The following is a 20,959-nucleotide window of genomic DNA, read 5'->3' as shown; positions in this document are numbered from 1 at the left end:
GTTCTTCTGGCCCTGGAGGCTGCGCGTGCTCACTTCGAACTCCCAGCGCTCTTCGAACTCCCGGTGTGCCCGGCGCACTTGCGGGCCGAGGCGAGCCGCACCGCGTCCATGATCTTCTCGTAGCCGGTGCAGCGGCACAGGTTGCCCGACAGCGCCTCGCGGATGTCGTCGTCGCCCGGCTGGGCGTCGCGCTCCAGCAGCGCGTCGGTCTGCACCAGCAGCCCGGGGGTGCAGAAGCCGCACTGCACGGCCCCGGCGTCCACGAACGCCTGCTGGACGAGGCCGAGTTCGCCCTCCTCACCGGCCAGTCCCTCGACGGTGCGCACCTCGCGGCCCTGCACCTGCCCGGCCGCGACCAGGCAGGAGCAGACCGGCACGCCGTCCAGGTAGACGGTGCAGGAGCCGCACTCGCCCTGCTCGCAGGCGTTCTTCGACCCGGGCAGCCCGACGCGCTCGCGCAGCACGTACAGCAGGCTCTCGCCCTCCCACACGTCGTCGGCCTCGACGGGCCTGCCGTTGGCGGTGAACGTGACCCTCATGCCGCGCTCCCAATCTGCTTGCGGTAGTCGTTCCAGCACCAGGTGAGGGTGCGCCGGGCCATGACGGCCAGCGCGTGGCGCCGGTACTCGGCGGTGCCCCGGACGTCGTCGATGGGGGAGGCGGCGGCCCTGACCAGCTCCCCGAAGCGCCGGACCACCTCGGGGCCCAGCAGGGCGCCGGTGGCCCACAGGCCGCGCTCGGCGAGCACGCCGGCCAGGTACTCCTCGGCCTCGACGGCGCGGCGCGGGGTGGGGGCGGCCGAGCCGATGCCCGTGCCGACCGTCCCGTCCTTCGGGTGCAGGGCGAAGCCGAACGCGCAGACCGCGATGACCATGGCGTTGCGGGTGCCGATCTTCGAGAACTGCTGCGGCCCGTCGGCGACGGGGATGCGCACCGCCCTGATCAGCTCGTCCGGCTCCAGGCTGTTGCGCTTCACGCCGACGTAGAAGTCGTCGATCGGGATGAGCCTGGTGCCGCGCACCGAGGCCGCCTCGACGTACACGTCCCGCCCGGCCGCCAGCAGCGCCGGGTGCGAGTCGCCGGCCGGGGAGGCGGCGCCCAGGTTGCCGCCGACGCTGCCGCGGTTGCGGATCTGCGGCGAGCCCACGGTGTGGGCCGCGAGCGCCAGCCCGGGCAGCGGCCCGGACAGCTCCTCGATGATCCTGGCGTACGGGACGGCGGCGCCCAGGCGTACGACGCCCGCCTCGATCGACCACTCGGTGAGCTCGGTGACGCGGTTCAGGTCGAGGATCGCGGCGGGCCGGTGCACGTCGAAGTTCAGCTCGACCATCACGTCCGTGCCGCCCGAGATCGCCGTCGCGCCCGGGTGAACGGCCTTCGCCGCGAGCGCCTCGTCCCAGGTGGCGGGCCGAAGGAACTCCATGCGGGTGTCTCCTCAAGTTCTCGCCCGCCGGGGCTCCGGCGGCGTGTCGCCCAGTGAACCGCTGTGACGCGGCCCACTGGCAGTCACCGGATGTATGAAGCCCCGGCTGTGGTCGGGCCCGGCATCCTGTACGTTCCTCTAAGCGGCACGTCTGCCGCGGCGCGGACGTTCTCCGGGTGCCACCTACGACCGTAATCCGGCCGTGACGAAGGGGCCACGGGCCCGTGATCCGATGGGTTCGCCGACTCGCTCACCCCGGCCCGGACGATCGGGCACACTGTCACCCCACCCCACCCCACCCCGACACCCCCACACCCCCAGCCCGTCCTAAGGAGTCCGCGGATGCGCGTCCGTGACCTGCTCGCCCCCGGCGCCCCCCGACTGCGCCTGCTCGCGGCCGAGGAGGAGCTGGACCGGCAGGTCGGCGGCGTGATGACCACGGACCTCCAGGACCCGGGCCGCTACCTGCACGGCGGCGAACTGGTGCTCACCGGCATGCTCTGGCGCACCGGCCCCGCCGACTCCGAGCGCTTCGTGCGCACCCTCGCGGCCGGCGGCGCCGTCGCCATCGCCGCCGGGGAGGCCGAGGTCGGCCCCGTCCCCGAGGACCTGGTCGAGGCCTGCCGCCGCCACCGGATGCCGCTGCTCGCCGTCCCCGACGACATCGCCTTCGGCACCGTCACCGAGTTCATCGGCCGCCAGGTCTCCGCCGACCGCGCCGCCGACCTCTCCGCCCTGGTCGACCGCCACCGCCTGCTGGTCTCCGCCGCCGGGGGCGGCGGGCTCGACGCCGTCCTCGACCTCCTCGGCGGCGACCTCGACCTCGACTGCTGGGTGCTCACCCCCACCGGCGCCGTGATCGCCGGCCCCGCCGAGCGGCTGAGCGGGGCCGACCGCGACCAGCTGGTGCGCGCCCACCTCGGCGCCCAGCGCCGGCGCAGCCGCCCCCCGCACCGGGCCCGCCTCGCCGACGGCTTCTACTCGCTGCTGCCCGCGCCCGCGCCCGTCCCGTCGGCCCCCGTCCCGTCAGCCCCAGTCCCGTCGGCCTCCGCCTCGGCCGACCCCGAGCGGCCGCCGGTCGACTGCCCGCTGGCCGACTGGATGCTCGTCGTCGCCGGGGACGTCACCGAGTGGACGCCCAAGCGCCAGCAGCTCGCCGAGAACCTCGCCCGCCTCGTCGCCGCCGAGCGCCACCGCCGCGACGAGGGCCGCCGGCTGCGCCGCCGCATCGCCGACGAGCTGCTCGCCCTGCTGCGCCGCGACGCCGACCCGGCCGAGATCGGCCGCGCCCTCTACGCCTCCTCGGCGATGGCCGCCCGCTACGAGGCCGCCGACCCCAAGTCCGAAGAGGGGGAGGGCTCCTGGCTGGTCCTCAGCGCCGAGGGCACGGGCCTGCCCGAGGGCGCGGTGCGGGCCGTCCTGGAGGAGGCGCTCGGCGGCACCACCGACCGCGCCCTGGTCGCCGGTACGGGCAGCGGCGCCGTGGTGGTGCTGCCCGCCGAGGAGGGCCCGGTGCCCGCCGACGCGCTGCGCGCCCTGCTCGCCCCGCTGGAGGCCGGGCTCGGCTCCGAGGGCCGCATCACCCTGGGCGTCTCCGCACCCGCGGCCGAGGCCGGGGGCCTGCGCGGCGCCCTGGAGGAGGCCCGCCACGCCCGCCGCATCGCCGCCGCCCGGATCGGCCGGGTCTGCGTGGCCGGCCCCGAGGAGCTGGCCTCGCACGTCCTGCTGCTGGCCGCCGTCCCGGACGAGGTCCGTCGGGCCTTCCGCGCCCGGCTGCTGGACAGGGTGATCGCCTACGACCTGGAGCACCAGGCGGACCTGGTGCGCACCCTGGAGGCGTTCCTGCGCTCGGACGGCTCCTGGACGCGCTGCGCCGGGCAGCTGCACGTCCACGTCAACACGCTGCGCTACCGCATCGGGCGGATCGAGGAGCTGACCGGCCGGGACCTGTCCCGGCTGGAGGACCGGGTGGACTTCTACCTGGCCCTCGAACTGGCCTGAGCCGCGGCCCCCGTACGCGGCAGGGCCCGCCGCGATCGCTCGCGGCGGGCCCTGCTCTGCTTACTGCGGCTGCTACTGCGGCGGGATGACCGTGGTCAGCCACTCGAAGACGCCCGGCACCATCGTCTTCCACATGTCGGTGGTGTGCGGGCCGTTGGTCTCCTGGATCTGCACCTTCGTCGGCTCCTTGGCCGCCGCGGCGACCGCCTGGGCGTCCTCCAGGCCGTCGCCCTTCTTGCCGGTGATCAGCAGCGAGACCTTCGGCGGGGTCTGGGCGGTCTTGAGGATGGTGACCGGGTTGTTGGCCTCGCGCAGCTTCGGGTCCTTGCCGACGAGGGAGTCCGGCTCGTTGGCCGGGTCGTTGTAGCCGGACAGCGAGATCGCGGCGCGGTAGCGGTTGGGGTGGGCCACCGCCAGCTTGATCGCGCAGTGGGCGCCCGCGGAGTAGCCGGCGATGCCCCAGCGGTCCGGGTTCGGGTCGGCGCGGAAGTTGTCCAGCACCATCTGCGGCACGTCCCGGGTGACCCAGGCGTCGGCGTTGATCTTGCCGGCGATGTCGGTGCAGCCCGCGTCCTGGTTGCTGCCCAGGAGCACGGTGCGCGGGGTGACGAGGATGAAGGGGGCGACCTTGCCCTGCTGCATCAGCGGCTTGAGCTGCTCGGAGACCTTGAGGCTGCCGTACCAGGTGGAGGAGGAGCCGGGGAAGCCGGGGATCAGCTCGACGACCGGGAACTTCTTGTCCTTGAACGCCGGGTCGTCGTACTGCGGCGGCAGCCAGACCAGCACCTCGCCGTCGACGCCGGAGACCTGGCCCTTGAGGTCGGTCTTCTGGACGTCCTTGGGGACCAGCCGGTCGTCGACCGAGCTGAACTTCTGGGTCACCTTCGGCTGCTTGGCGGGGTCACCGCCGCCGGCCTGGTGCCCGTTCGGGTCCAGCGGGGCCACCGAGGGCACGGCCCGGACGTGGTCGCCGGTGCCGAGGAGGTCGTCCCAGTTTCCGTAGATCAGGTTCGCGTTGTTCACCATCACGAAGACCATCAGCACGGCCGTCACCTGGCAGAACATGATCATGACCAGGCGGGAGAGGATGCGCACCGGATTCGGGCCGCGGACCTTGCCCCAGAACAGCAGCGCCACCGCGATGGACACCGGCACGAGGATGACGGTGAGGATGAAGAATGGCGTACCTGTGAGTTGCATCAAGTTCTCGTATCCGGGTAGCTGGCCGCCCGGGCCCCACTCGCCCGAACGCACTCCAATACATCAGACGGTGAGAAACCGGTGATCGGTTGCCGTCCGAATCTGGGCGGAACCTGAGAGGAACATCACGTGACCGTGCCGCCCCCCTTTCGGGTCGGCCCATAGTCTGCCACCCGGACGGAGGACGTCCCGACCGGATGCTCAGCGAACTTCCAGAATCCGTCCCCGGAGAACCCTACCCCGGGCGCGTCGCGCGCCACCGGGCGAGGCGGTGCGCACCCGCGCGGCCCGGGCAGAGAGACTATGGGGATGAGCACAACCCGCTTTCGCCCGTCCCGCCGCTTCTGGCCCGTGTGCGCCGTCCTGGCCCTCGCGGTCACCGCGGCCGGTTGCAGCAGTACCGGAGGCAGACGCGCCGAGGAGGCCCGCGCCAAGGCCGCGGCCGCCGGCGGCGGCGCCGTCACCACCCCGCGCTGGAAGGTCGCCATGGTGACCCACGCCGGAGCCGGCGACGCCTTCTGGGACAGCGTGCGCAAGGGCGCCGAGCAGGCCGCCGCCAAGGACAACATCACCTTCCTGTACTCCAACGACGCGCAGACCCAGAACCAGGTCCAGCTCGTCCAGGCCGCCATCGACCAGAAGGTCGACGGCCTGCTGGTCACCCTCGCCAAGGGCGACGCCATGGCCGAGGTCCTCGGCAAGGCCAAGGCCGCGGGCATCCCCGTCATCACCGTGAACTCCGGCCAGGAGTTCTCCGCGAAGTTCGGCGCCCTGACCCACATCGGCCAGGACGAGACCACCGCCGGCCAGGCCGCCGGCACCGAACTGGCCGCGCGCGGGCGCAAGAACGTGCTGTGCGTCATCCACGAGCAGGGCAACGTCGGCCAGGAGCAGCGCTGCGGCGGGGCCCAGGCCAAGGCCGGCGCCGGCTTCCAGACGCTCTACGTCAACGGCGTCAACATGCCCGACGCCCGCGCCGCGATCTCCGCCAAGCTCCAGGCCGACCCGTCCCTCGACACCGTCCTCACCCTCTCCGGCCCCATGGCCGCCACCGGTCTGCAGGCCGTCCAGGACGCCCACCGGGCCGTCGAGCTGGACACCTTCGACCTCGGGCCGCAGGTCGTCTCCGGGCTCAAGTCCGGCGCCGTCGGCTTCGCCGTCGACCAGCAGCCCTACCTCCAGGGCTACGAGGGCGTCGACCTGCTCTGGCTCTACCGCTCCAACCTCGACATGCTCGGCGGCGGCAAGCCCGTCGAGACCGGCCCGCAGATCCTCACCAAGGACGACGCCGACAAGCTCGCCGAGTACGTCGCGAGGGGGACCAGGTGAGCACCGCCGCCCCCGACCTGCTCGTCCAGGACCGCCCGGCCGCCCTGCGCCGCCTCCTCGCCCGGCCCGAACTCGGCTCGCTGATCGCCGCCGTCGCGGTGTTCACCGTCTTCGCCGCCGTCGCCGAGCCCTTCCTGCGGGTCTCCTCGCTGGGCACCGTGCTCTACGCGGCCTCCACCATCGGCATCATGGCCGTGCCCGTAGCCCTGCTGATGATCGGCGGCGAGTTCGACCTGTCGGCCGGCGTGCTGGTCACCACCGCCGCGCTGACCTCCTCGATGGTCTCCTACCAGTTCACCGCCGTCACCTGGGTCGGCGCCCTGGTCTCGCTGGCCGTCACCCTGGCGTTCGGCTGGTTCAACGGCTGGATGCTCGGCCGCACCGGGCTGCCCAGCTTCATCGTCACGCTGGGCACCTTCCTGATGCTCACCGGCGCCAACCTCGGTGTCACCAAGGCGATCTCGGGCACCGTCTCCACCAAGTCCATCGCCGACATGCAGGGCTTCGAGACCTGCCGGTGGCTGTTCGCCTCCGAGGTCGACCTCGGCGGGCTCACCGTCAAGGCCACCGTCTGGTGGTGGCTTGGCCTGCTCGCCGTCGGCAGCTGGGTGCTGCTGCGCACCCGCTTCGGCAACTGGGTCTTCGCCGTCGGCGGCGACGCCGAGGCCGCCCGCGCCGTCGGCGTGCCCGTCGCCCGGACGAAGACCGTCCTCTACCTCGGCGTCGGCTTCGGCGCCTGGGTGCTCGGGCAGCACCTGCTGTTCTCCTTCGACACCGTGCAGTCCGGCGAGGGCGTCGGCAACGAGCTGATCTACATCGTCGCGGCCGTCATCGGCGGCTGCCTGATCACCGGCGGCTACGGCTCGGTGGCGGGCTCCGCGCTCGGCGCGCTGATCTTCGGCATGGCCAGCAAGGGCATCATCTACGCCCAGTGGAACCCGGACTGGTTCAAGTTCTTCCTCGGCGCGATGCTGCTGCTGGCCGCGCTGCTCAACGCCTTCGTCAAGCGCCAGGCCGAACGGGGGCCGCGATGAGCACCGAACAGACGGGCACCTCGGAACTCCTCTCCCTCGACGGCGTCGGCAAGACCTACGGGACGGTGCGCGCCCTCCAGGACGTCTCGCTGACCCTGCACGCCGGCGAGATCAGCTGCGTGCTCGGCGACAACGGCGCCGGCAAGTCCACCCTGATCAAGATCATCGCGGGGCTGCACCGGCACGACGAGGGCGTCTACACCGTCGGCGGGCAGGAGGTCCGCCTCGACTCCCCGCGCCAGGCCCTGGACCTCGGCATCGCCACCGTCTACCAGGACCTCGCCGTCGTCCCCCTGATGCCGGTCTGGCGCAACTTCTTCCTCGGCTCCGAACGCGGCCTGCGCCGCTGGGGCGGGCTGCGCCTGGACGCCGACGGCATGCGCGCCACCACCCGCGAGGCGCTCGCCGCCATGGGCATCGACCTGCACGACGTCGACCGCCCGATCGGCACCCTCTCCGGCGGGCAGCGCCAGTGCGTGGCCATCGCCCGGGCCGTCCACTTCGGCGCCAAGGTGCTCATCCTCGACGAGCCGACGGCGGCGCTGGGCGTCAAGCAGTCCGGAGTGGTCCTCAAGTACGTCACCGCCGCCCGCGACGCCGGGCTCGGGGTCGTCCTGATCACCCACAACCCGCACCACGCCTACCTGGTCGGCGACCACTTCACCCTGCTCAAGCGGGGGAGGATGGCCGGCAGCCACCCGCGCGACGCGATCGGCCTCGAACAGCTCACCACCGAGATGGCCGGCGGCTCCGACCTCGCCGAGCTCTCCCACGAGCTGGCCCGACCCTCTGCCACCGACCCCCGTGAGGAGCGCCCGCAGCCGTGACCACCGCCCACGGCGGCACCCGGCCGCCCGTCCTGCCCACCCTGCTGGGCCTCGGCCCGCGCGCCGAGCGCCGCCGCCGCGCCCTGCCCGCCGGGATACTGCGCCTGCCCACCATCGGTGTCGACATCGGCGGCACCAAGGTCGTCGCCGGAGTCGTGGACGGAGAGGGCAAGGTGCTGGAGAAGCTGCGCACCGACACCCCCCACAAGAGCAAGAGCGCCAAGGTCGTCGAGGACGTCATCGTCGAGCTGGTGCTCCAGCTCGCCGACCGCCACGACGTCCACGCCGTGGGCATCGGCGCGGCCGGCTGGGTCGACGCCGACCGCTCCCGGGTGCTGTTCGCCCCGCACCTCAACTGGCGCAACGAGCCGCTCCAGCAGGCCCTCAGCGAGCGGCTGCGCTTCCCGGTGATCGTCGAGAACGACGCCAACGCCGCCGCCTGGGCCGAATGGCGCTTCGGCGCCGGCCGGGGCGAGGACCACATGGTGATGCTCACCCTCGGCACCGGCATCGGCGGCGCCGTCGTGCGCGACGGGTACGTCGACCGGGGCAAGTACGGCCTGGCGGGGGAGTTCGGGCACATGCAGGTGCTGCCCGGCGGCCACCGCTGTCCCTGCGGCAACCGCGGCTGCTGGGAGCAGTACTCCTCCGGCAACGCGCTGGTGCGCGACGCCCGGGAGCTGGTCGCCGAGGAGTCCCCGGTGGTGCAGCCGCTGCTCGCCCGGGCGGGCGGGTCGGTCGAGGGCATCACCGGACCGCTGGTCACCGAGGCCGCGCAGGACGGCGACCCGACGGCGACCGAGCTGCTCTACGAGGTCGGCACCTGGCTGGGCGTCGGCATCGCCAACCTGGCCGCCGCCCTCGACCCGGGCCGCTTCGTCATCGGCGGCGGCGTCTCCGAGGCCGGTGACCTGCTGCTCGCCCCGGCGCGCGACACCTTCCGCCGCACCCTCACCGGGCGCGGCTTCCGGCCGGAGGCGACGATCGTCCACGCGGCCCTCGGCAACGAGGCGGGCCTGGTCGGCGCGGCCGACCTCGCCCGGCAGGTGGCGCGGCGCTTCCGCACCATCAAGCGGCGGCGGGTGGAGCGCAGCGCGCTGTAGGTCGGCGGACGGGTTTCAGAAGTCGGCGAACAGAAGTCGGCGAACAGATGTCAGATGTCGGCGAACAGAGAACGTTCTATGTTCGCTGACATCCGTTCGCTGACATCTGTGCGCTGACATCTGTGCGACGACATCCGTTTCCCGTCCACTGTCATCTGTTCGTCACACCAGGCGGTTGTCCCATCGACGGGCCCGGGGTAACAACGGAGATGACGTCGACTCAGGAGGACTCGCATGAGGGCTCTGGCCCGTCTCGTACCGTCACTGTTAGCCGCCACGGCCCTGGTCTGGGCCACCACCGGCCCCGCCGGCGCGGCCGCGCCGCCGCCCAAGGCCCCCGAGGCGGTGGGCTGGGGCGGCGCGGTGTCCACCGTCGACGCGGACGCCACGGCCGCCGGCATCGAGGTGCTGCGTCAGGGCGGCAACGCCGTGGACGCCGCGGTGGCCGCGGCCGCCGCCCTCGGGGTCACCGAGCCGTACTCCTCCGGCATCGGCGGCGGCGGGTACTTCGTCTACTACGACCACGCCACCGGCCGGGTGCACACCATCGACGGCCGGGAGGTCGCCGGCCGCACCGCCGACTCCGGGCTGTTCCTGGAGGACGGCAAGCCGCTGCCCTTCGCCGACGCCGTCACCAGCGGCCTGTCCGTCGGCGTCCCCGGCACCCCGGCCACCTGGGACGCGGCGCTGCGCCAGTGGGGCAGGCGCTCGCTCGCCGAGAACCTGCGCCCCGCCGAGCGGATCGCCGACGACGGCTTCGTCGTCGACGACACCTTCCGGGGCCAGACGGCCGACAACCTCGCCCGGTTCAAGGACTTCCCCGCCACCGCCAAGCTGTTCCTCCCCGGCGGCAAGCCCCCCGAGACCGGCAGCCTCCTGCGCAACCCCGACCTCGCCGCCACCTACCGGCTGCTCGGCAAGGACGGCGTGAACGCCTTCTACCGGGGCCAGTTGGCCCAGGACATCGCCGCCACCGTGCAGCACCCGCCGGTCGACCCGGCCTCGGGCCGCAAGGCCCGCCCCGGCAAGGTGGACGCCGCCGACCTCGCCGCCTACCAGGTGCGCCGCCAGGCCCCCACCCACGTCGCCTACCGCGACTACGACGTCTACTCGATGGCCCCCTCCAGCTCCGGCGGCACCACCGTCGGCGAGGCGCTGCACATCCTGGAGGACGGCGAACTGTCGGACTACAGCGCCACGCAGTACTACCACCACTTCCTGGAGGCGTCCCGGATCTCCTTCGCCGACCGCAACCGCTGGGTCGGCGACCCGGCCTTCAGCGACGTCCCGACCAGGGAACTGCTCTCCGAGCGCTACGCCGCCTCCCGGGCCTGCCTGATCAGCCCCGACCGGGCCCTCACCAGCCCGCTCGCCCCCGGCGACCCGCGCCACCCCGCCGACTGCGCCGACACCGGCCAGGCCGTCCCCGAGCCGTACGAGGGCCCCAACACCACCCACCTGACGGTCGCCGACCGCTGGGGGAACATCGTCTCGTACACCCTCACCATCGAGCAGACCGGCGGCAGCGGCATCACCGTCCCCGGCCGCGGCTTCCTGCTCAACAACGAGCTCACCGACTTCGACTTCGCCCCGCTCGCCCCCGGCGTCCCCGACCCCAACCTGCCCGGCCCCGGCAAGCGGCCGCGTTCCTCGATGTCGCCGACGATCGTGCTGCGCGACGGCGAGCCGCTGCTCGCCACCGGCAGCCCGGGCGGCGCGACCATCATCACCACCACCCTGCAGGTGCTGCTGGGCCGCCTCGACCGGGGCCTGAGCCTGGAGCAGGCGATCGCCGCGCCGCGCGCCAGCCAGCGCAACAGCGCCGCCACCCAGGCCGAGCCGGGCTTCCTGGCCCTGCCCGAGCGGGCCCGGCTGGAGGCACTGGGGCACACCTTCGCCTCCACCCCGGAGATCGGCGCCGCCACCGGCGTCGAGCGGCTGCCGGACGGCCGCTGGGTCGCCGCCGCCGAGCCGGTGCGGCGCGGGGGCGGCTCCGCGGCGGTGGTCACGCCCGCGCGCTGACGGCCGCGGGCGCGCTGTGACGGGCGCGGGCGCGCTGACAGCCGCAGGCGCCCCGACGGCCGGTCGCGCGCCGGTCGGGCGCCGGTCGGGCGCTGCGGGATTCCCGGCCCGGAACGCCGGGGCCGCCGGACCTGTCGGTCCCGGGCGGTATGTTCGGGGTGGTCCTCCCGCAGGGGAGGCCCACCCCGTCCGCGTCGAACCACCGGGAAGGCCGCCCGCAGTGACCGTCCGCATCGCCACCTGGAACATCAACTCCGTCACCGCACGGCTGCCCAAGCTCCTGGAGTGGCTGGAGAGCGCCAAGCCCGACGTGCTCTGCCTCCAGGAGCTCAAGTGCGCGGCCGACGCCTTCCCGTACGAGGAGGTGCGCGCCCTCGGGTACGAGACGGCCGCGCACGGCACCGGCCGGTGGAACGGCGTGGCCATCGTCTCCCGCCTGGGCCTCGAGGACGTCGTCCGCGACCTGCCCGGCCAGCCCGGGTACCTCGCGGACGGCGCCCTGCTGGCCGACGTCGAGCCCCGCGCCATCGCCGCCACCTGCGGCCCGGTGCGCGTCTGGTCGGTCTACGTGCCCAACGGCCGCGAGGTCGACCACGCGCACTACCACTACAAGCTGGAGTGGCTGGAGGCCCTGCGCGCGGCGAGCGTCGAGGACGCGGCGGGGGAGCGCCCCTTCGCCGTCCTCGGGGACTTCAACATCGCCCCCACCGACGAGGACGTCTACGACGTCGCCGCCTTCGAGGGCCTGACCCACGTCACCCCGGTCGAGCGCGCCGCCCTGGCCGCCCTGGGCGGGATCGGCCTGCAGGACGTGATGCCCCGTCCGCTCAAGTACGACCACCCGTACACGTACTGGGACTACCGCCAGCTGGCCTTCCCCAAGAACCGCGGGATAAGGATCGACCTCACCTACGCCAACAAGCCCTTCGCCGACGCCGTCACCGACAGCTACGTCGACCGGGAGGCCCGCAAGGGCAAGGGCACCTCGGACCACGCCCCGGTCGTCGTCGACCTGGACCTGTGAGCCGCGGTCCCCGGTCTCACGCGGTGTGACGGGCGGTAACCCGAACGGTCCTGAGCGGTGGCCGCACCCCTGGTGGCTGCCTACCTTCAGGGAGTGACCGGGCACGGTTGTTCGACTACGGAGACATGGGAGTCCCCGGCCGTGCCCGAGAATCCCGGAGGTTCCGGCATGCGCCCCACGTGTACGGCCGCCGCCGCTCTGATCGGCGCCGCGGTGCTGACCGGTCTGACGGCCCCCCTCGCATCGGCCAGGGACGGCTCGGCCTCGGTCAGCCCGTCCCAGGCCGCACCGGGCCAGACCGTGACGGTCACGGTCTCCTGTGAGAAGTCGGACAAGCCCGACGCCAAGACCATCACCGCCCGCTCCGCCGCCTTCGAGGGCGGCCCTGCCACCCTCACCCTCGGCGCGGACGGCAGGCACACCGGCTCCGCCCGGCTGGCCGGCGAGCACGCCGGGGACAGCAAGGTGGACGGGACCTGCCCGGACGGCGGCGCCTTCTCGACCAGCGTCACCGTCACGGTCAGCAGCCTCACCTCGCCCGACAAGGGGCTGGGCGACAAGGGGCTGGGCGATTGGGGCAAGGCGGCCGGGGAGTGGGCCGGTTCGCTCGGCCAGTCCGGCGCCGCGAGCCAGCAGGTCGCCCCGCACGGCGCCGTCCAGACGGGCCTCGGCGGCTCCGTCGCCGCGGACCCGGCGGAGCTGGCCGGAGGACTCGCCCTGGTGGCGGGCGGCGTCGGCGGCTTCTGGCTGCTCCGGCGGCGCGGTGCCTGAGGCCGACGCCCCCACCGCGCCGCATCCACCGCGCCGCCGGAGCCCGTGAGGGACCGGTGGCGCGGTGCTGCTACGCGGAAGCCGAAGCGGAAAGCTCCTCGTCGTGGCGCAGGGTGCCGGTGGCCAGCAGGTACTGCGCCAGCACGTACGTCGCCATGATCCAGAACTGATGGCCCGGCAGCTCCCGCCACTTCGCCAGCTGAGTGGCGATCAGCGTGTCGGAGAGCAGGAACAGCGCCCCGCCCAGGCCCGTGCGCCAGCCCAGGCCGGCCGAGGTGACCGCCGTGGAGGCCAGCAGCAGGCTGTAACCGGCCACCGGCACGCGAAGGTCCCCCAGATCCGGCCACAGCTGCCCGACCATCGCCGCCCAGGCCGCCGCGTACGCGGCCGCCACCACGAAGGCCCGGCGGCGGTCCGTCAGCGCGCCGCGCCGTACGAACATCGCCACGTAGCAGACGTGGGCCGCCGCGAAGGAGCCCATCCCGGCCAGGAACGCGGTGTCGTCCTTGAGCTGGAGCAGCACGTCCCCGCCCGCGCTCAGCAGCAGCGCCGGAGCCAGCAGTTCCGGCGCCCTGCGCCCCTCCTCGGCGGCGGTGGTCACGCTGTGCGCGGCCAGCAGCGGCATCAGCGCGGGCTTGGTCGCGTTGCGCAGCACGGAGGACCCGGCCAGGATCGCGCCCAGGTGCGTCGCGGATGTGGTGGCGTAGCCGCCCAGCAGGCTCGAGGCCGAACGCAGGCGCGCGCCGAGGACGGCACGGGTGGTCGTGCGAAGAGTCATGCGGGTCGCCTTCGTGATCGGACGCGGGACGGTGGGGGAGGCTTCGAGCCCGTTCGAGCCTAAGGGAGCAGGTCCGGCGGCCGAAAGGCGGGGTTACCCGCGCGTAACCCCGGCGTGGCCAGGGGCGGACGGTGGTGGCCGGGTGCGCATTTCGCCACGGCCTCCGTTGGTGCCACCGGGTGACCCGGGCAGCGTCTAGTCTGGTCCCCGACATGGAGCAGCAGGAGTACGCGATCGGCGCCACCCGGGTGGCCGCCGGTCGGACGGACGGGCGCAAGGGCGGGGTGGGGGCCACCGACGCCGCCGTCGCCGTACGCGAAGCGGCCCGCCCGGGCGGGGCGGCTGACGGTGCACCCGATGCCGTTCCCCCGGCCCGTGCTGACGCCGAGCAGGCCCTGGATCCCGAGCTCTCGCCCGACCCGGGCCTGCTGCGCCTGGCCCACTGGTTCGCCGCCGCCACGCCCGGCACCGCCGACGACCTGTGCGCCGCCTCCTTCGGGCTGTACCCGGCCCGGCACTTCGGGGCCCCGGCGGAGCCGTCCGCCACCGGGCCCGCCGATCCCGACGTCAGCTGGTGGCACGGCCCGACGGCCCACGCCACGGCCAGCCGCCGCACCCGCGAGGCCCAGGACTCCCGGGCCGAGGGCGCCCTGAGGCGGGCCCGGCTCGACGAGGCGGCGCTGCCCGTCGTCCGCTCGGGCGCCAAGCCGGGCCGCCCCGGCCGGCACCGCCGGCCCGAACGCGGGCAGCCGGGCGCGCGCCCCGCTCAGGACCGCTCGGCTCCGGCGGGAGCCGGACAGGGCGCCGTGGGGCTGCCGGAGGCCGAACGGCGGATCGCCGCGCGGCTGCTGCTCGCCCACCCGCTGGTCACCGCCTCCGGCCCGCACGCGGACGGCTTCCCGCTGATCCGCCGTCACCGCGACTGGCTCACCGAGCGGTTCGACACCCTGCTCGGCTACCGGCTGGTCGTCGGCCCCTGGCACGCCCGCCTGTTCAAGGCGGGGCTGGGGCCCGGCGGTGCCCGCCGCCTCGAGAATCCCGCCACCGGCGCGCCGTTCACCCCGGCCGCGTACGGTCAACTCGCGCTCGCCCTGGCCCTGTTGGTGGACGCACCCGAGCAACTGCCGTACCGGCGCCTGCTCGACGCGATGCGCGCCGCCGCCCCCGAACTCGCCGCCGTGCCCGCCGACACCACGGCGGCGCTGGCCGCGCTCTCCGGCTGGCAGATCCTCGGGGACCTGCCCGAGGACCCGGCGGACAGCGCCTTCGTCCTCACCGTCGACCGCGAACTCGCCCGCGCCGTCCCGGCCGGTCCGCCCGCCCTCGCGGACGGCCCCGCCGACCTCGTCCGCCGCGCCTGCGAGGCGGAACCCGCCACCGCCGTACGGCGGTTGCTCGCCGAGACCCCCGCCGTCATCGCCGCCGACCTGCCCGAGGACCGCCGCGCCTGGCTGCACGAGCACCGGCTGAGCGGACCGGCCGCGCTGGCCGAGTTCCTGGGCCTGGAGACCGAACTGCGGGCCGAGGGCGTCGCGCTGCTCGACCCCGCCGAGGAGCTGACCGACCTCGCCCTGCCCGGCACCGGCACCCTGGCCCGGGCGGCGCTGCTGCTGGTGGAGCGCCTGGTCGAGGAGGTCCGGCCGCTGCCAGGGGAGGCGGCGGAGGGGGACGTTCCCGTCTCCGACGCGCTGATAGACGGCGTCCTCGGCGACATCGCGGACGACCACGCCCTCCCGTCCCGCTACCTCGCCGACCGCACCGCCCTGCGCCGTGACGCCCTGGACCTCCTCCACCGCCTGGGCCTGATCACCCCCACCCCGCGCACCACCTGGCGCCTGCGCCCCCCGGCCGCCCGCTACGCCCCGGCCCCGGACCTCCACCCCACCCCCGGCACCGGCCGCCACTCCCGCCCCAACGCCTGAAGCACCCGGGGGAAGGCGAAAGCACCGCCGTCCCGTCGGGAACAGCGGTGCTCGAAGCACTGCGGTGGGTCTTGGGGTCTTACTTGCCCGTGCTGCCGGTGGCGGTCGTGGTGACCCCGTGCTGGACGGTCTCCACGGTGGCGCCGACGCCGAGCGTGCCCAGGAGGATCGAGGCGAGCACGGCGGAGCAGGCGAGCAGGCGGCGGTGGCGCTGGGGGAGCGGGAAGCGCTGTTCCTCGAAGGGCGCCGGAGGGTTGGCGGTCATGTCAGGGAGGGTTCCAGGGCGGTGTGAACGGTCGGTACGCGCGGGTGAAGTCCGGACGGGGGTTGGGCGTCGGTTGGCCGCGTACACCCCAACCCGGTGCCGGGCGGGGCGTACGCGCAGGTCAGAGGCGGCTCCGGCGCTCGGCGAGGGCCTCGCCGACGGCCACCCGTACGGCGTCGCGCAGGCCGTGCGCGGGGTGGAAGCGGGAGGGGCCGGCGGCCGGGTCCTCCCGCAGTTCCTTGATCAGGGAGACGCACAGCAGCAGCATCACCACGACGAAGGGCAGCGCGACCAGGATCGTCGCGTTCTGCAGCGCGGTGAGCCCGCCGGCGAGCAGCAGGGCGGCGGCGACCCCGCCCATCAGGACGCCCCAGACGACCACCAGCCAGGTGCGCGGATGCAGGGAGCCCCGGCTGGAGAGGGAGCCGAGCACCAGGGAGGCGGAGTCGGCGCTGGTGATGAAGAAGGTCATGACGAGCAGCACCGCGACGACGCTGGTGAAGGAGCCGAGCGGCAGCGCGTCCAGCATCTCGAACAGCGACGCCTCCGCGCCCCGGGGGATGGTGGCGACGAGGTCGGCCGCGCCGGTGGTGACGAGCCGGATGGCGGTGCCGCCCATGACGCAGAACCAGATGACGGTGGCCCCGCTGGGCACCAGCAGCACGCCGAGCAGGAACTGGCGGATGGTGCGGCCGCGGGAGATGCGGGCGATGAAGGTGCCGACGAAGGGGGCCCAGGAGAGCCACCAGGCCCAGTAGAAGATCGTCCAGGAGCCGAGCCACTTCTCGTCGGTCAGCGCCCCGGTCTGGGTCGACATGGCGAGCAGGTCGGAGAGGTAGCCGCCGACGGTGGCGGGGACGGAGTCCAGGACGAAGACGCTCGGCCCGAAGACGAAGACGAACAGCATGATCAGCGAGGCGAGGACGACGTTCGCCGTGGAGAGCCACTTGACGCCCTTGTGGACGCCGGAGAAGGCGGAGAGCACGAACGCGGCGGTCAGCGATCCGATGATGATCATCTGGACGTTCTGGGTGCTGCGGACGGAGGAGATGTACCCGAGCCCGTCGGCGACCTGCAGCGCGCCGAGGCCGAGGCTGGTCGCGGAGCCGAAGACGGTGGCGAAGACGGCCAGCAGGTCGATGGCCCGCCCCGGCCAGCCGTCGGCGCCGCGTTGCCCGAGCAGGGGCACGAACGCGGCGGAGATCCGGTTGCCGCGGCCCTTGCGGAAGGTGGTGTAGGCCAGCGCCAGGCCCCCGACGGCGTAGATCGCCCACGGGTGCAGCGTCCAGTGGAAGAGGGAGAACTCCAGCGCCTGCTGGGCGGCGGCCGCGCTCTGGGGCTCGAGGCCGGAGCCGGGCTGCGGGGCCGCGAAGAGCTGGAGCGGCTCGCCCACGCCGTAGAACATCAGGCCGATGCCCATGCCGGCGCTGAACATCATGGCGACCCAGGCGAGGGTGGAGAACTCCGGCTCGTCGTCGTCGCGCCCGAGGCGGATGCGGCCGAAGCGGCTGAAGGCGAGCAGCACGGTGACGGCGAGGAACACATCGGCGGCGACGACGAACAGCCAGCCGAAGTTGTGCAGCACCCAGCCCAGCGCGCTGCCCGAGGTGCTGCCGAGCGAGTCCTCGGCGAAGACGCCCCAGGCGACGACCCCGAGCACGAGCACGGCGCTGACGCCGAACACCCACCGGTCGGTCGGGAGGGTGGCGGCGGGTTCGTCGGGCTCCTTCGCGCGCTGCTCGGTCTGCGGGGGCTGGCTGCTCATCGGGCGGACCTCTCGACATGCGGGGTTTCAGAGGGCATGTCGCACTATGTCCAGTTCCTCCCGGAAGCGGCGGGAGGGCGCGCCGGAGAGGCGGCGGGTGAGGACTTACGTCCCGTCAGCGCCGCCGCCCGGCCGCTCAGCCGCTCGGCCGCCTCGCCCCCGCCTCCCGCCCCGTCTGCTGCCCCCGTCTGCCGCCCCCGTCTGCTGCGCTAGGGACGGGCCGGCTGGATGTCGTACGGGGCCGGGTATGGCGTCTCGTACGGGTTCAGCACCAGCCGCACCACGTCCTCCAGCCTGCGCCGGGCGTCGCCCAGGGTGGTGCGGCCGGTCACCCAGGCCGTCAGCTCGCCCTGCCAGGCGTGTGCGACGATGTGCCGCACCAGGTCGCTGGCGGCCGCGGGCACCTCGGCCGTGACCGCCTGGAGGGCGGTGCTGTCGGCTCTGGCCATGCCCTGGAGGGCCTCGCTGGCGAAGGGGTCGGTGGAGGCGGCGACGGCCACCCGGAGCCGGGCGAGCTCGGGTTGTCGCTGGTAGGCGCGCATCCCTCCGCGGACGAACCGAACCGCCCGGTCGGTGGCGCCGAGTCCGGCGCGCGGGCCGCGCAGCTCGGCCACCAGGTCCGCCAGCAGCAGCCGGTGCCATTCGGCGATCGCCGCGGCCAGGAGGTGGTCCTTGGAGGAGAAGTAGCGGTACGCCGTCCCCAGGGCGACTCCGGACCGCTCGCAGACCTGCTTCATCTGCAGCCGCTCGACGCCGATCTCGTTCACCAGGGCGAGCGCGGCCGCGATCAGATTGTCGCGGCGTTCGAGCTGGCGCGGAGACATCGCCTCCACCGGCCGTGGTGACAGGTCAACCTTGGTCACCCGCACCATGATACGGGCCGGGGCCGCTCAGGAGTATGACGCCGACCGGCCCCCTTCCGTTCGTACGGCCGTCACCGGTGTTCGCCGGGTGCCGCCGCCGGTCGTACGGGCGTTCGTGCCGCCGTTCGTACCGCTGTTTGTACCGCGTTCGCTAGCGCCGTTCGCGGATCAGCGCCTCCTGGACGGCGGAGGCGACCAGCCGGCCCTCGCGGTCGTAGAACTCGCCCAGGGCCAGGCCCCGGCCGTCGGAGGCGGAGGGGCTGCGCTGGGCGAACAGCAGCCACTCGTCGGCCCGGAACGGGCGGTGGAACCACATCGCGTGGTCCAGGGAGGCCATCAGCAGCCGGGGCGGCTCGGTGCGCTGGAAGAAGTTCGGCTGGCGGTGCAGCCCGGCGGTGGAGGCGAGGGTGAGGTCGGAGAGGTAGGTGAGGGCGCAGACGTGCAGCAGTGGATCCCCCGCGGGCAGCGGGGAGGCGATGCGGAGCCAGACGAACTGCTGCGGCATCCCCGGCACGGCGGGCGGCACGCCCGGGGCGTCCGAGGGGACGAAGCGCAGTTCGAGGTCACGGAACCCGCTGCCGGTGATCGCGGCGCGCAGCCCCTCGTCCAGGGGGGTGAAGGCGTCGGGCAGGCTCTCGGGCCCGGGCAGGTCCGGCATCTCGCGGTGGCGGTCGTCGGCCGTCTCGGGGCGCTTGAGGGAGGCGGAGAGAGTGAAGATCGCCGCGCCGTTCTGCACCGCGGTGACGCGCCGGGTGGTGTACGAGAGGCCCTCGCGCACGCGCTCGACCTCGTAGTCGATCGGCTGGGTCGGGTCGCCGGGCAGGAGGAAGTAGCCGTGCAGGGAGTGCACGGCGCGGTCGCCGCCGCAGGTGCGCCCGGCGGCGGTGAGGGCCTGCGCGGCGACCTGGCCGCCGAAGGCCCGCATCGGGGCGCCGGCGTGGCAGCGGCCCCGGAACGTGTTCTTGTCCAGCGGCTCGATCTCCAGCAGCCCGGCGAACGATCCGGTGGGGCCGGCGGTGCGGATGCCGTGGTGGGTCAGGTCGGTCACCCGCTCATAGTGGCAGACGGCGGGGGCGGGGTGGTGTGACCTGGGTAACGATCGGGGCATCTCGGGATGGTAGAACCTGTTCCAGTCGTGGCCCAGTCACGGTCCAGTCATGGTTCAGAAGCGGGGTTGGCGGGGGCGGGATGTCGGTCCCCTCACCTAACGTGCTCGCCATGACGCAATCCGCACACGCGTACGCCTACCTGCGCCCGTCGGCCGTCCTGGACGGCGCCGGCGGCCGGCGGCTCGACCTGGCCACCTCCGGCGGCGCCACCCCGCTCGGGGCGGCGGCCAACCCGCGCTTCTTCGCGGGCTTCCTGGCCGACCCCGCGCCGGCGGCGGCCGCGCTGCTCGCGGTCGCGGACGTCGCCGCCGCCCGGTACTACCAACCACAGCTGCGCGCCTCGCTCGACCCGGTGGTCACCGCCAACGGGGACCGGCTGCGCTTCGAGTCCTTCTCCGGCTGCTGCGGCGTCTACGCCCGCCTCGACGTGCTCCAGGCCGGGCTGGACGGCGACGAGATCGGCCACGGCACCACCAACGTGGACGTCAACAACCCGCTGCGTGAGGCGCTCACCAGGATCGGGCCCTCCGACCCGCTGCACCTGGCCGTCGGGCCGGACGCGCTGGAGGTCTCCACCTTCGACGGACCGCTGGTCGAGAAGAAGGTGCCGCTGCCCGAGCGCTGGCTGCGCGGCTTCGCCGAGACGCAGGTGATCGCCTCCGGCTTCGACCTGCGCGCCGAGCTGCCCGCCGCGGAGGCCGTGCGCTTCCTGCGCTCGCTGCCGCGCGGCGGGCGGGCCGGCGCGAGCTGGGTCGTCCCGGCCGGGCGGACGCTGCGGCCCACCACCCGCCCGGTGCCCGGCGCCGTCTGCCTGCCCGGCCCGGAGCGGCTGGTGGCGCTGCAACGGGTGCTGCGGCACGCGCTCGCCCTGCGGGTGTACGGGCCGGCGGCCTCCTCCGGGCCCGCCGCCTCCGCCTGGGAGGTGGTGCTGCCCGGGATGCGGCTCACCCTGACGCTCTCCCCGGACGCCTCCCGGGGCTTCTCCGGCGAGGGCGGGGTGCTCGGCGCGCTGGCGACGGGCACCGTCGAGCAGGACGCCGAACTGGTCGCCGTGATGCTCGCCTGGGAGCCGAGGATCGAGATCGCCGACCTCGCCGAGCAGTGCGGCATCGGCACCGACCGGGTGCGGGCCGCGCTGACCCGGCTCGGCACCGCCGGGCAGATCGGCTACGACACCGCCGAGGCCGCGTACTTCCACCGGCAGCTCCCCTACGACGCCGGGCGGGCCGAGGCGGCCAACCCCCGGCTGCGGGCCGCCCGGGCCCTGGTCGAGACGGGCGCGGTGCGCATCGAGGACGGCGGGGCGACGGCCGTGGTCACCGTGGACGACCACATCCAGCGGGTGCGCACCGACGCGGACGGGCGGGTGAGCTGCACCTGCCTGTGGTGGGCCAAGTACCGGGGCGGGCGCGGGCCGTGCAAGCACGCGCTGGCGGTCACGATGACGCGACAGGTCGAGAAGAACGTGCAGGTCGAGAACGTGCAGGTCGAGACCGTGCAGGGCGAGAACGTGCAGGGCTAGA

General features: G+C 74.0%; 18 protein-coding genes. 10 read left to right on the top strand and 8 right to left on the bottom strand.

Features of this window, described 5'->3' with window-relative positions; genetic code table 11:
• Positions 1 to 29: 29 nt before the first annotated feature.
• Together ACIBCA_RS07825 and ACIBCA_RS07820 are read right to left on the bottom strand one after the other, a co-directional pair.
• Complete coding sequence (locus tag ACIBCA_RS07825; protein ID WP_396281956.1) at positions 30 to 539, bottom strand: (2Fe-2S)-binding protein; 510 nt, start codon at positions 537 to 539, stop codon at positions 30 to 32.
• On the bottom strand, positions 536 to 1,423 hold the full coding sequence (locus ACIBCA_RS07820) for an FAD binding domain-containing protein (protein ID WP_396281955.1): 888 nt from the start codon (positions 1,421 to 1,423) through the stop codon (positions 536 to 538). Before ACIBCA_RS07820 ends, ACIBCA_RS07825 begins: the two co-directional genes overlap by 4 nt.
• A 342-nt stretch (positions 1,424 to 1,765) precedes the next feature.
• Here ACIBCA_RS07820 and ACIBCA_RS07815 point away from each other — a divergent pair, with 342 nt between their 5' ends.
• Entirely contained in the window at positions 1,766 to 3,424 is a 1,659-nt protein-coding gene (locus ACIBCA_RS07815; protein ID WP_396281954.1) for a PucR family transcriptional regulator, read from the top strand.
• A 72-nt stretch (positions 3,425 to 3,496) separates the two neighbouring features.
• Here the strand turns inward: ACIBCA_RS07815 and ACIBCA_RS07810 are convergent, their stop codons facing one another.
• Entirely contained in the window at positions 3,497 to 4,624 is a 1,128-nt protein-coding gene (locus ACIBCA_RS07810; protein ID WP_396281953.1) for an alpha/beta hydrolase, read from the bottom strand.
• Between the two features lie 309 nt (positions 4,625 to 4,933).
• On the opposite strand from ACIBCA_RS07810, the gene ACIBCA_RS07805 reads away from it, so the two are divergent.
• The 7 genes from ACIBCA_RS07805 (at position 4,934) to ACIBCA_RS07775 (ending at position 12,734) form a co-directional block, all read left to right on the top strand.
• Positions 4,934 to 5,953: a substrate-binding domain-containing protein gene (locus tag ACIBCA_RS07805; protein WP_396281952.1), complete on the top strand. Its 1,020-nt coding sequence runs from the start codon at positions 4,934 to 4,936 to the stop codon at positions 5,951 to 5,953.
• Positions 5,950 to 6,987, top strand: coding sequence for an ABC transporter permease (locus tag ACIBCA_RS07800; protein WP_396281951.1), 1,038 nt, complete (start codon positions 5,950 to 5,952; stop codon positions 6,985 to 6,987). The genes ACIBCA_RS07805 and ACIBCA_RS07800 overlap by 4 nt, the downstream gene beginning before the upstream one ends.
• Positions 6,984 to 7,814 carry an ATP-binding cassette domain-containing protein gene (locus tag ACIBCA_RS07795; RefSeq protein WP_396281950.1) on the top strand — a complete coding sequence of 277 codons (831 nt, stop codon included), beginning with the start codon at positions 6,984 to 6,986 and terminating at the stop codon, positions 7,812 to 7,814. Before ACIBCA_RS07800 ends, ACIBCA_RS07795 begins: the two co-directional genes overlap by 4 nt.
• Positions 7,811 to 8,917 (top strand): ROK family glucokinase, encoded by a 1,107-nt coding sequence (locus ACIBCA_RS07790; protein WP_396281949.1) that lies wholly within the window; start codon positions 7,811 to 7,813, stop codon positions 8,915 to 8,917. Before ACIBCA_RS07795 ends, ACIBCA_RS07790 begins: the two co-directional genes overlap by 4 nt.
• A 234-nt stretch (positions 8,918 to 9,151) precedes the next feature.
• Positions 9,152 to 10,939 (top strand): gamma-glutamyltransferase, encoded by a 1,788-nt coding sequence (gene ggt / locus ACIBCA_RS07785; protein WP_396281948.1) that lies wholly within the window; start codon positions 9,152 to 9,154, stop codon positions 10,937 to 10,939.
• Positions 10,940 to 11,159: 220 nt separating this feature from the next.
• The gene (locus ACIBCA_RS07780) at positions 11,160 to 11,963 is read left to right on the top strand and encodes an exodeoxyribonuclease III (protein WP_396281947.1); all 804 of its coding nucleotides are present in this window, start codon (positions 11,160 to 11,162) and stop codon (positions 11,961 to 11,963) included.
• Between the two features lie 168 nt (positions 11,964 to 12,131).
• Positions 12,132 to 12,734, top strand: a complete 603-nt coding sequence (locus ACIBCA_RS07775) for a hypothetical protein (RefSeq protein WP_396281946.1) — start codon at positions 12,132 to 12,134, stop codon at positions 12,732 to 12,734.
• A 70-nt stretch (positions 12,735 to 12,804) separates the two neighbouring features.
• Here the strand turns inward: ACIBCA_RS07775 and ACIBCA_RS07770 are convergent, their stop codons facing one another.
• Positions 12,805 to 13,512, bottom strand: coding sequence for a lysoplasmalogenase (locus ACIBCA_RS07770; protein ID WP_396281945.1), 708 nt, complete (start codon positions 13,510 to 13,512; stop codon positions 12,805 to 12,807).
• A gap of 212 nt (positions 13,513 to 13,724) precedes the next feature.
• Here ACIBCA_RS07770 and ACIBCA_RS07765 point away from each other — a divergent pair, with 212 nt between their 5' ends.
• On the top strand, positions 13,725 to 15,434 hold the full coding sequence (locus ACIBCA_RS07765) for a DUF2398 family protein (protein WP_396281944.1): 1,710 nt from the start codon (positions 13,725 to 13,727) through the stop codon (positions 15,432 to 15,434).
• A 79-nt stretch (positions 15,435 to 15,513) separates the two neighbouring features.
• On the opposite strand, the gene ACIBCA_RS07760 is transcribed toward ACIBCA_RS07765, so the two are convergent.
• The 4 genes from ACIBCA_RS07760 to ACIBCA_RS07745 form a co-directional block, all read right to left on the bottom strand.
• Entirely contained in the window at positions 15,514 to 15,699 is a 186-nt protein-coding gene (locus tag ACIBCA_RS07760) for a hypothetical protein (protein WP_396281943.1), read from the bottom strand.
• 121 nt (positions 15,700 to 15,820) lie between these two features.
• The gene (locus tag ACIBCA_RS07755; protein WP_396281942.1) at positions 15,821 to 17,464 is read right to left on the bottom strand and encodes a BCCT family transporter; all 1,644 of its coding nucleotides are present in this window, start codon (positions 17,462 to 17,464) and stop codon (positions 15,821 to 15,823) included.
• 209 nt (positions 17,465 to 17,673) lie between these two features.
• A complete protein-coding gene (locus tag ACIBCA_RS07750) occupies positions 17,674 to 18,327 on the bottom strand; it encodes a TetR/AcrR family transcriptional regulator (protein ID WP_396281941.1) in 654 nt (217 codons plus the stop codon).
• Between the two features lie 151 nt (positions 18,328 to 18,478).
• The gene (locus ACIBCA_RS07745) at positions 18,479 to 19,375 is read right to left on the bottom strand and encodes an acyl-CoA thioesterase (RefSeq protein WP_396281940.1); all 897 of its coding nucleotides are present in this window, start codon (positions 19,373 to 19,375) and stop codon (positions 18,479 to 18,481) included.
• Between the two features lie 170 nt (positions 19,376 to 19,545).
• Between ACIBCA_RS07745 and ACIBCA_RS07740 the strand changes: the two genes are divergently transcribed.
• Positions 19,546 to 20,958 (top strand): SWIM zinc finger family protein, encoded by a 1,413-nt coding sequence (locus ACIBCA_RS07740; RefSeq protein ID WP_396281939.1) that lies wholly within the window; start codon positions 19,546 to 19,548, stop codon positions 20,956 to 20,958.
• Position 20,959 lies beyond the last annotated feature (1 nt).

The sequence above is a fragment of the Kitasatospora sp. NPDC051170 genome, from assembly GCF_044455705.1.
In the GTDB taxonomy this organism is placed as follows: Bacteria; Actinomycetota; Actinomycetes; order Streptomycetales; family Streptomycetaceae; genus Kitasatospora.
The sequence above is the reverse complement of the archived record's forward strand: the minus strand, read 5'-3'. Positions and strand labels throughout refer to the sequence as shown.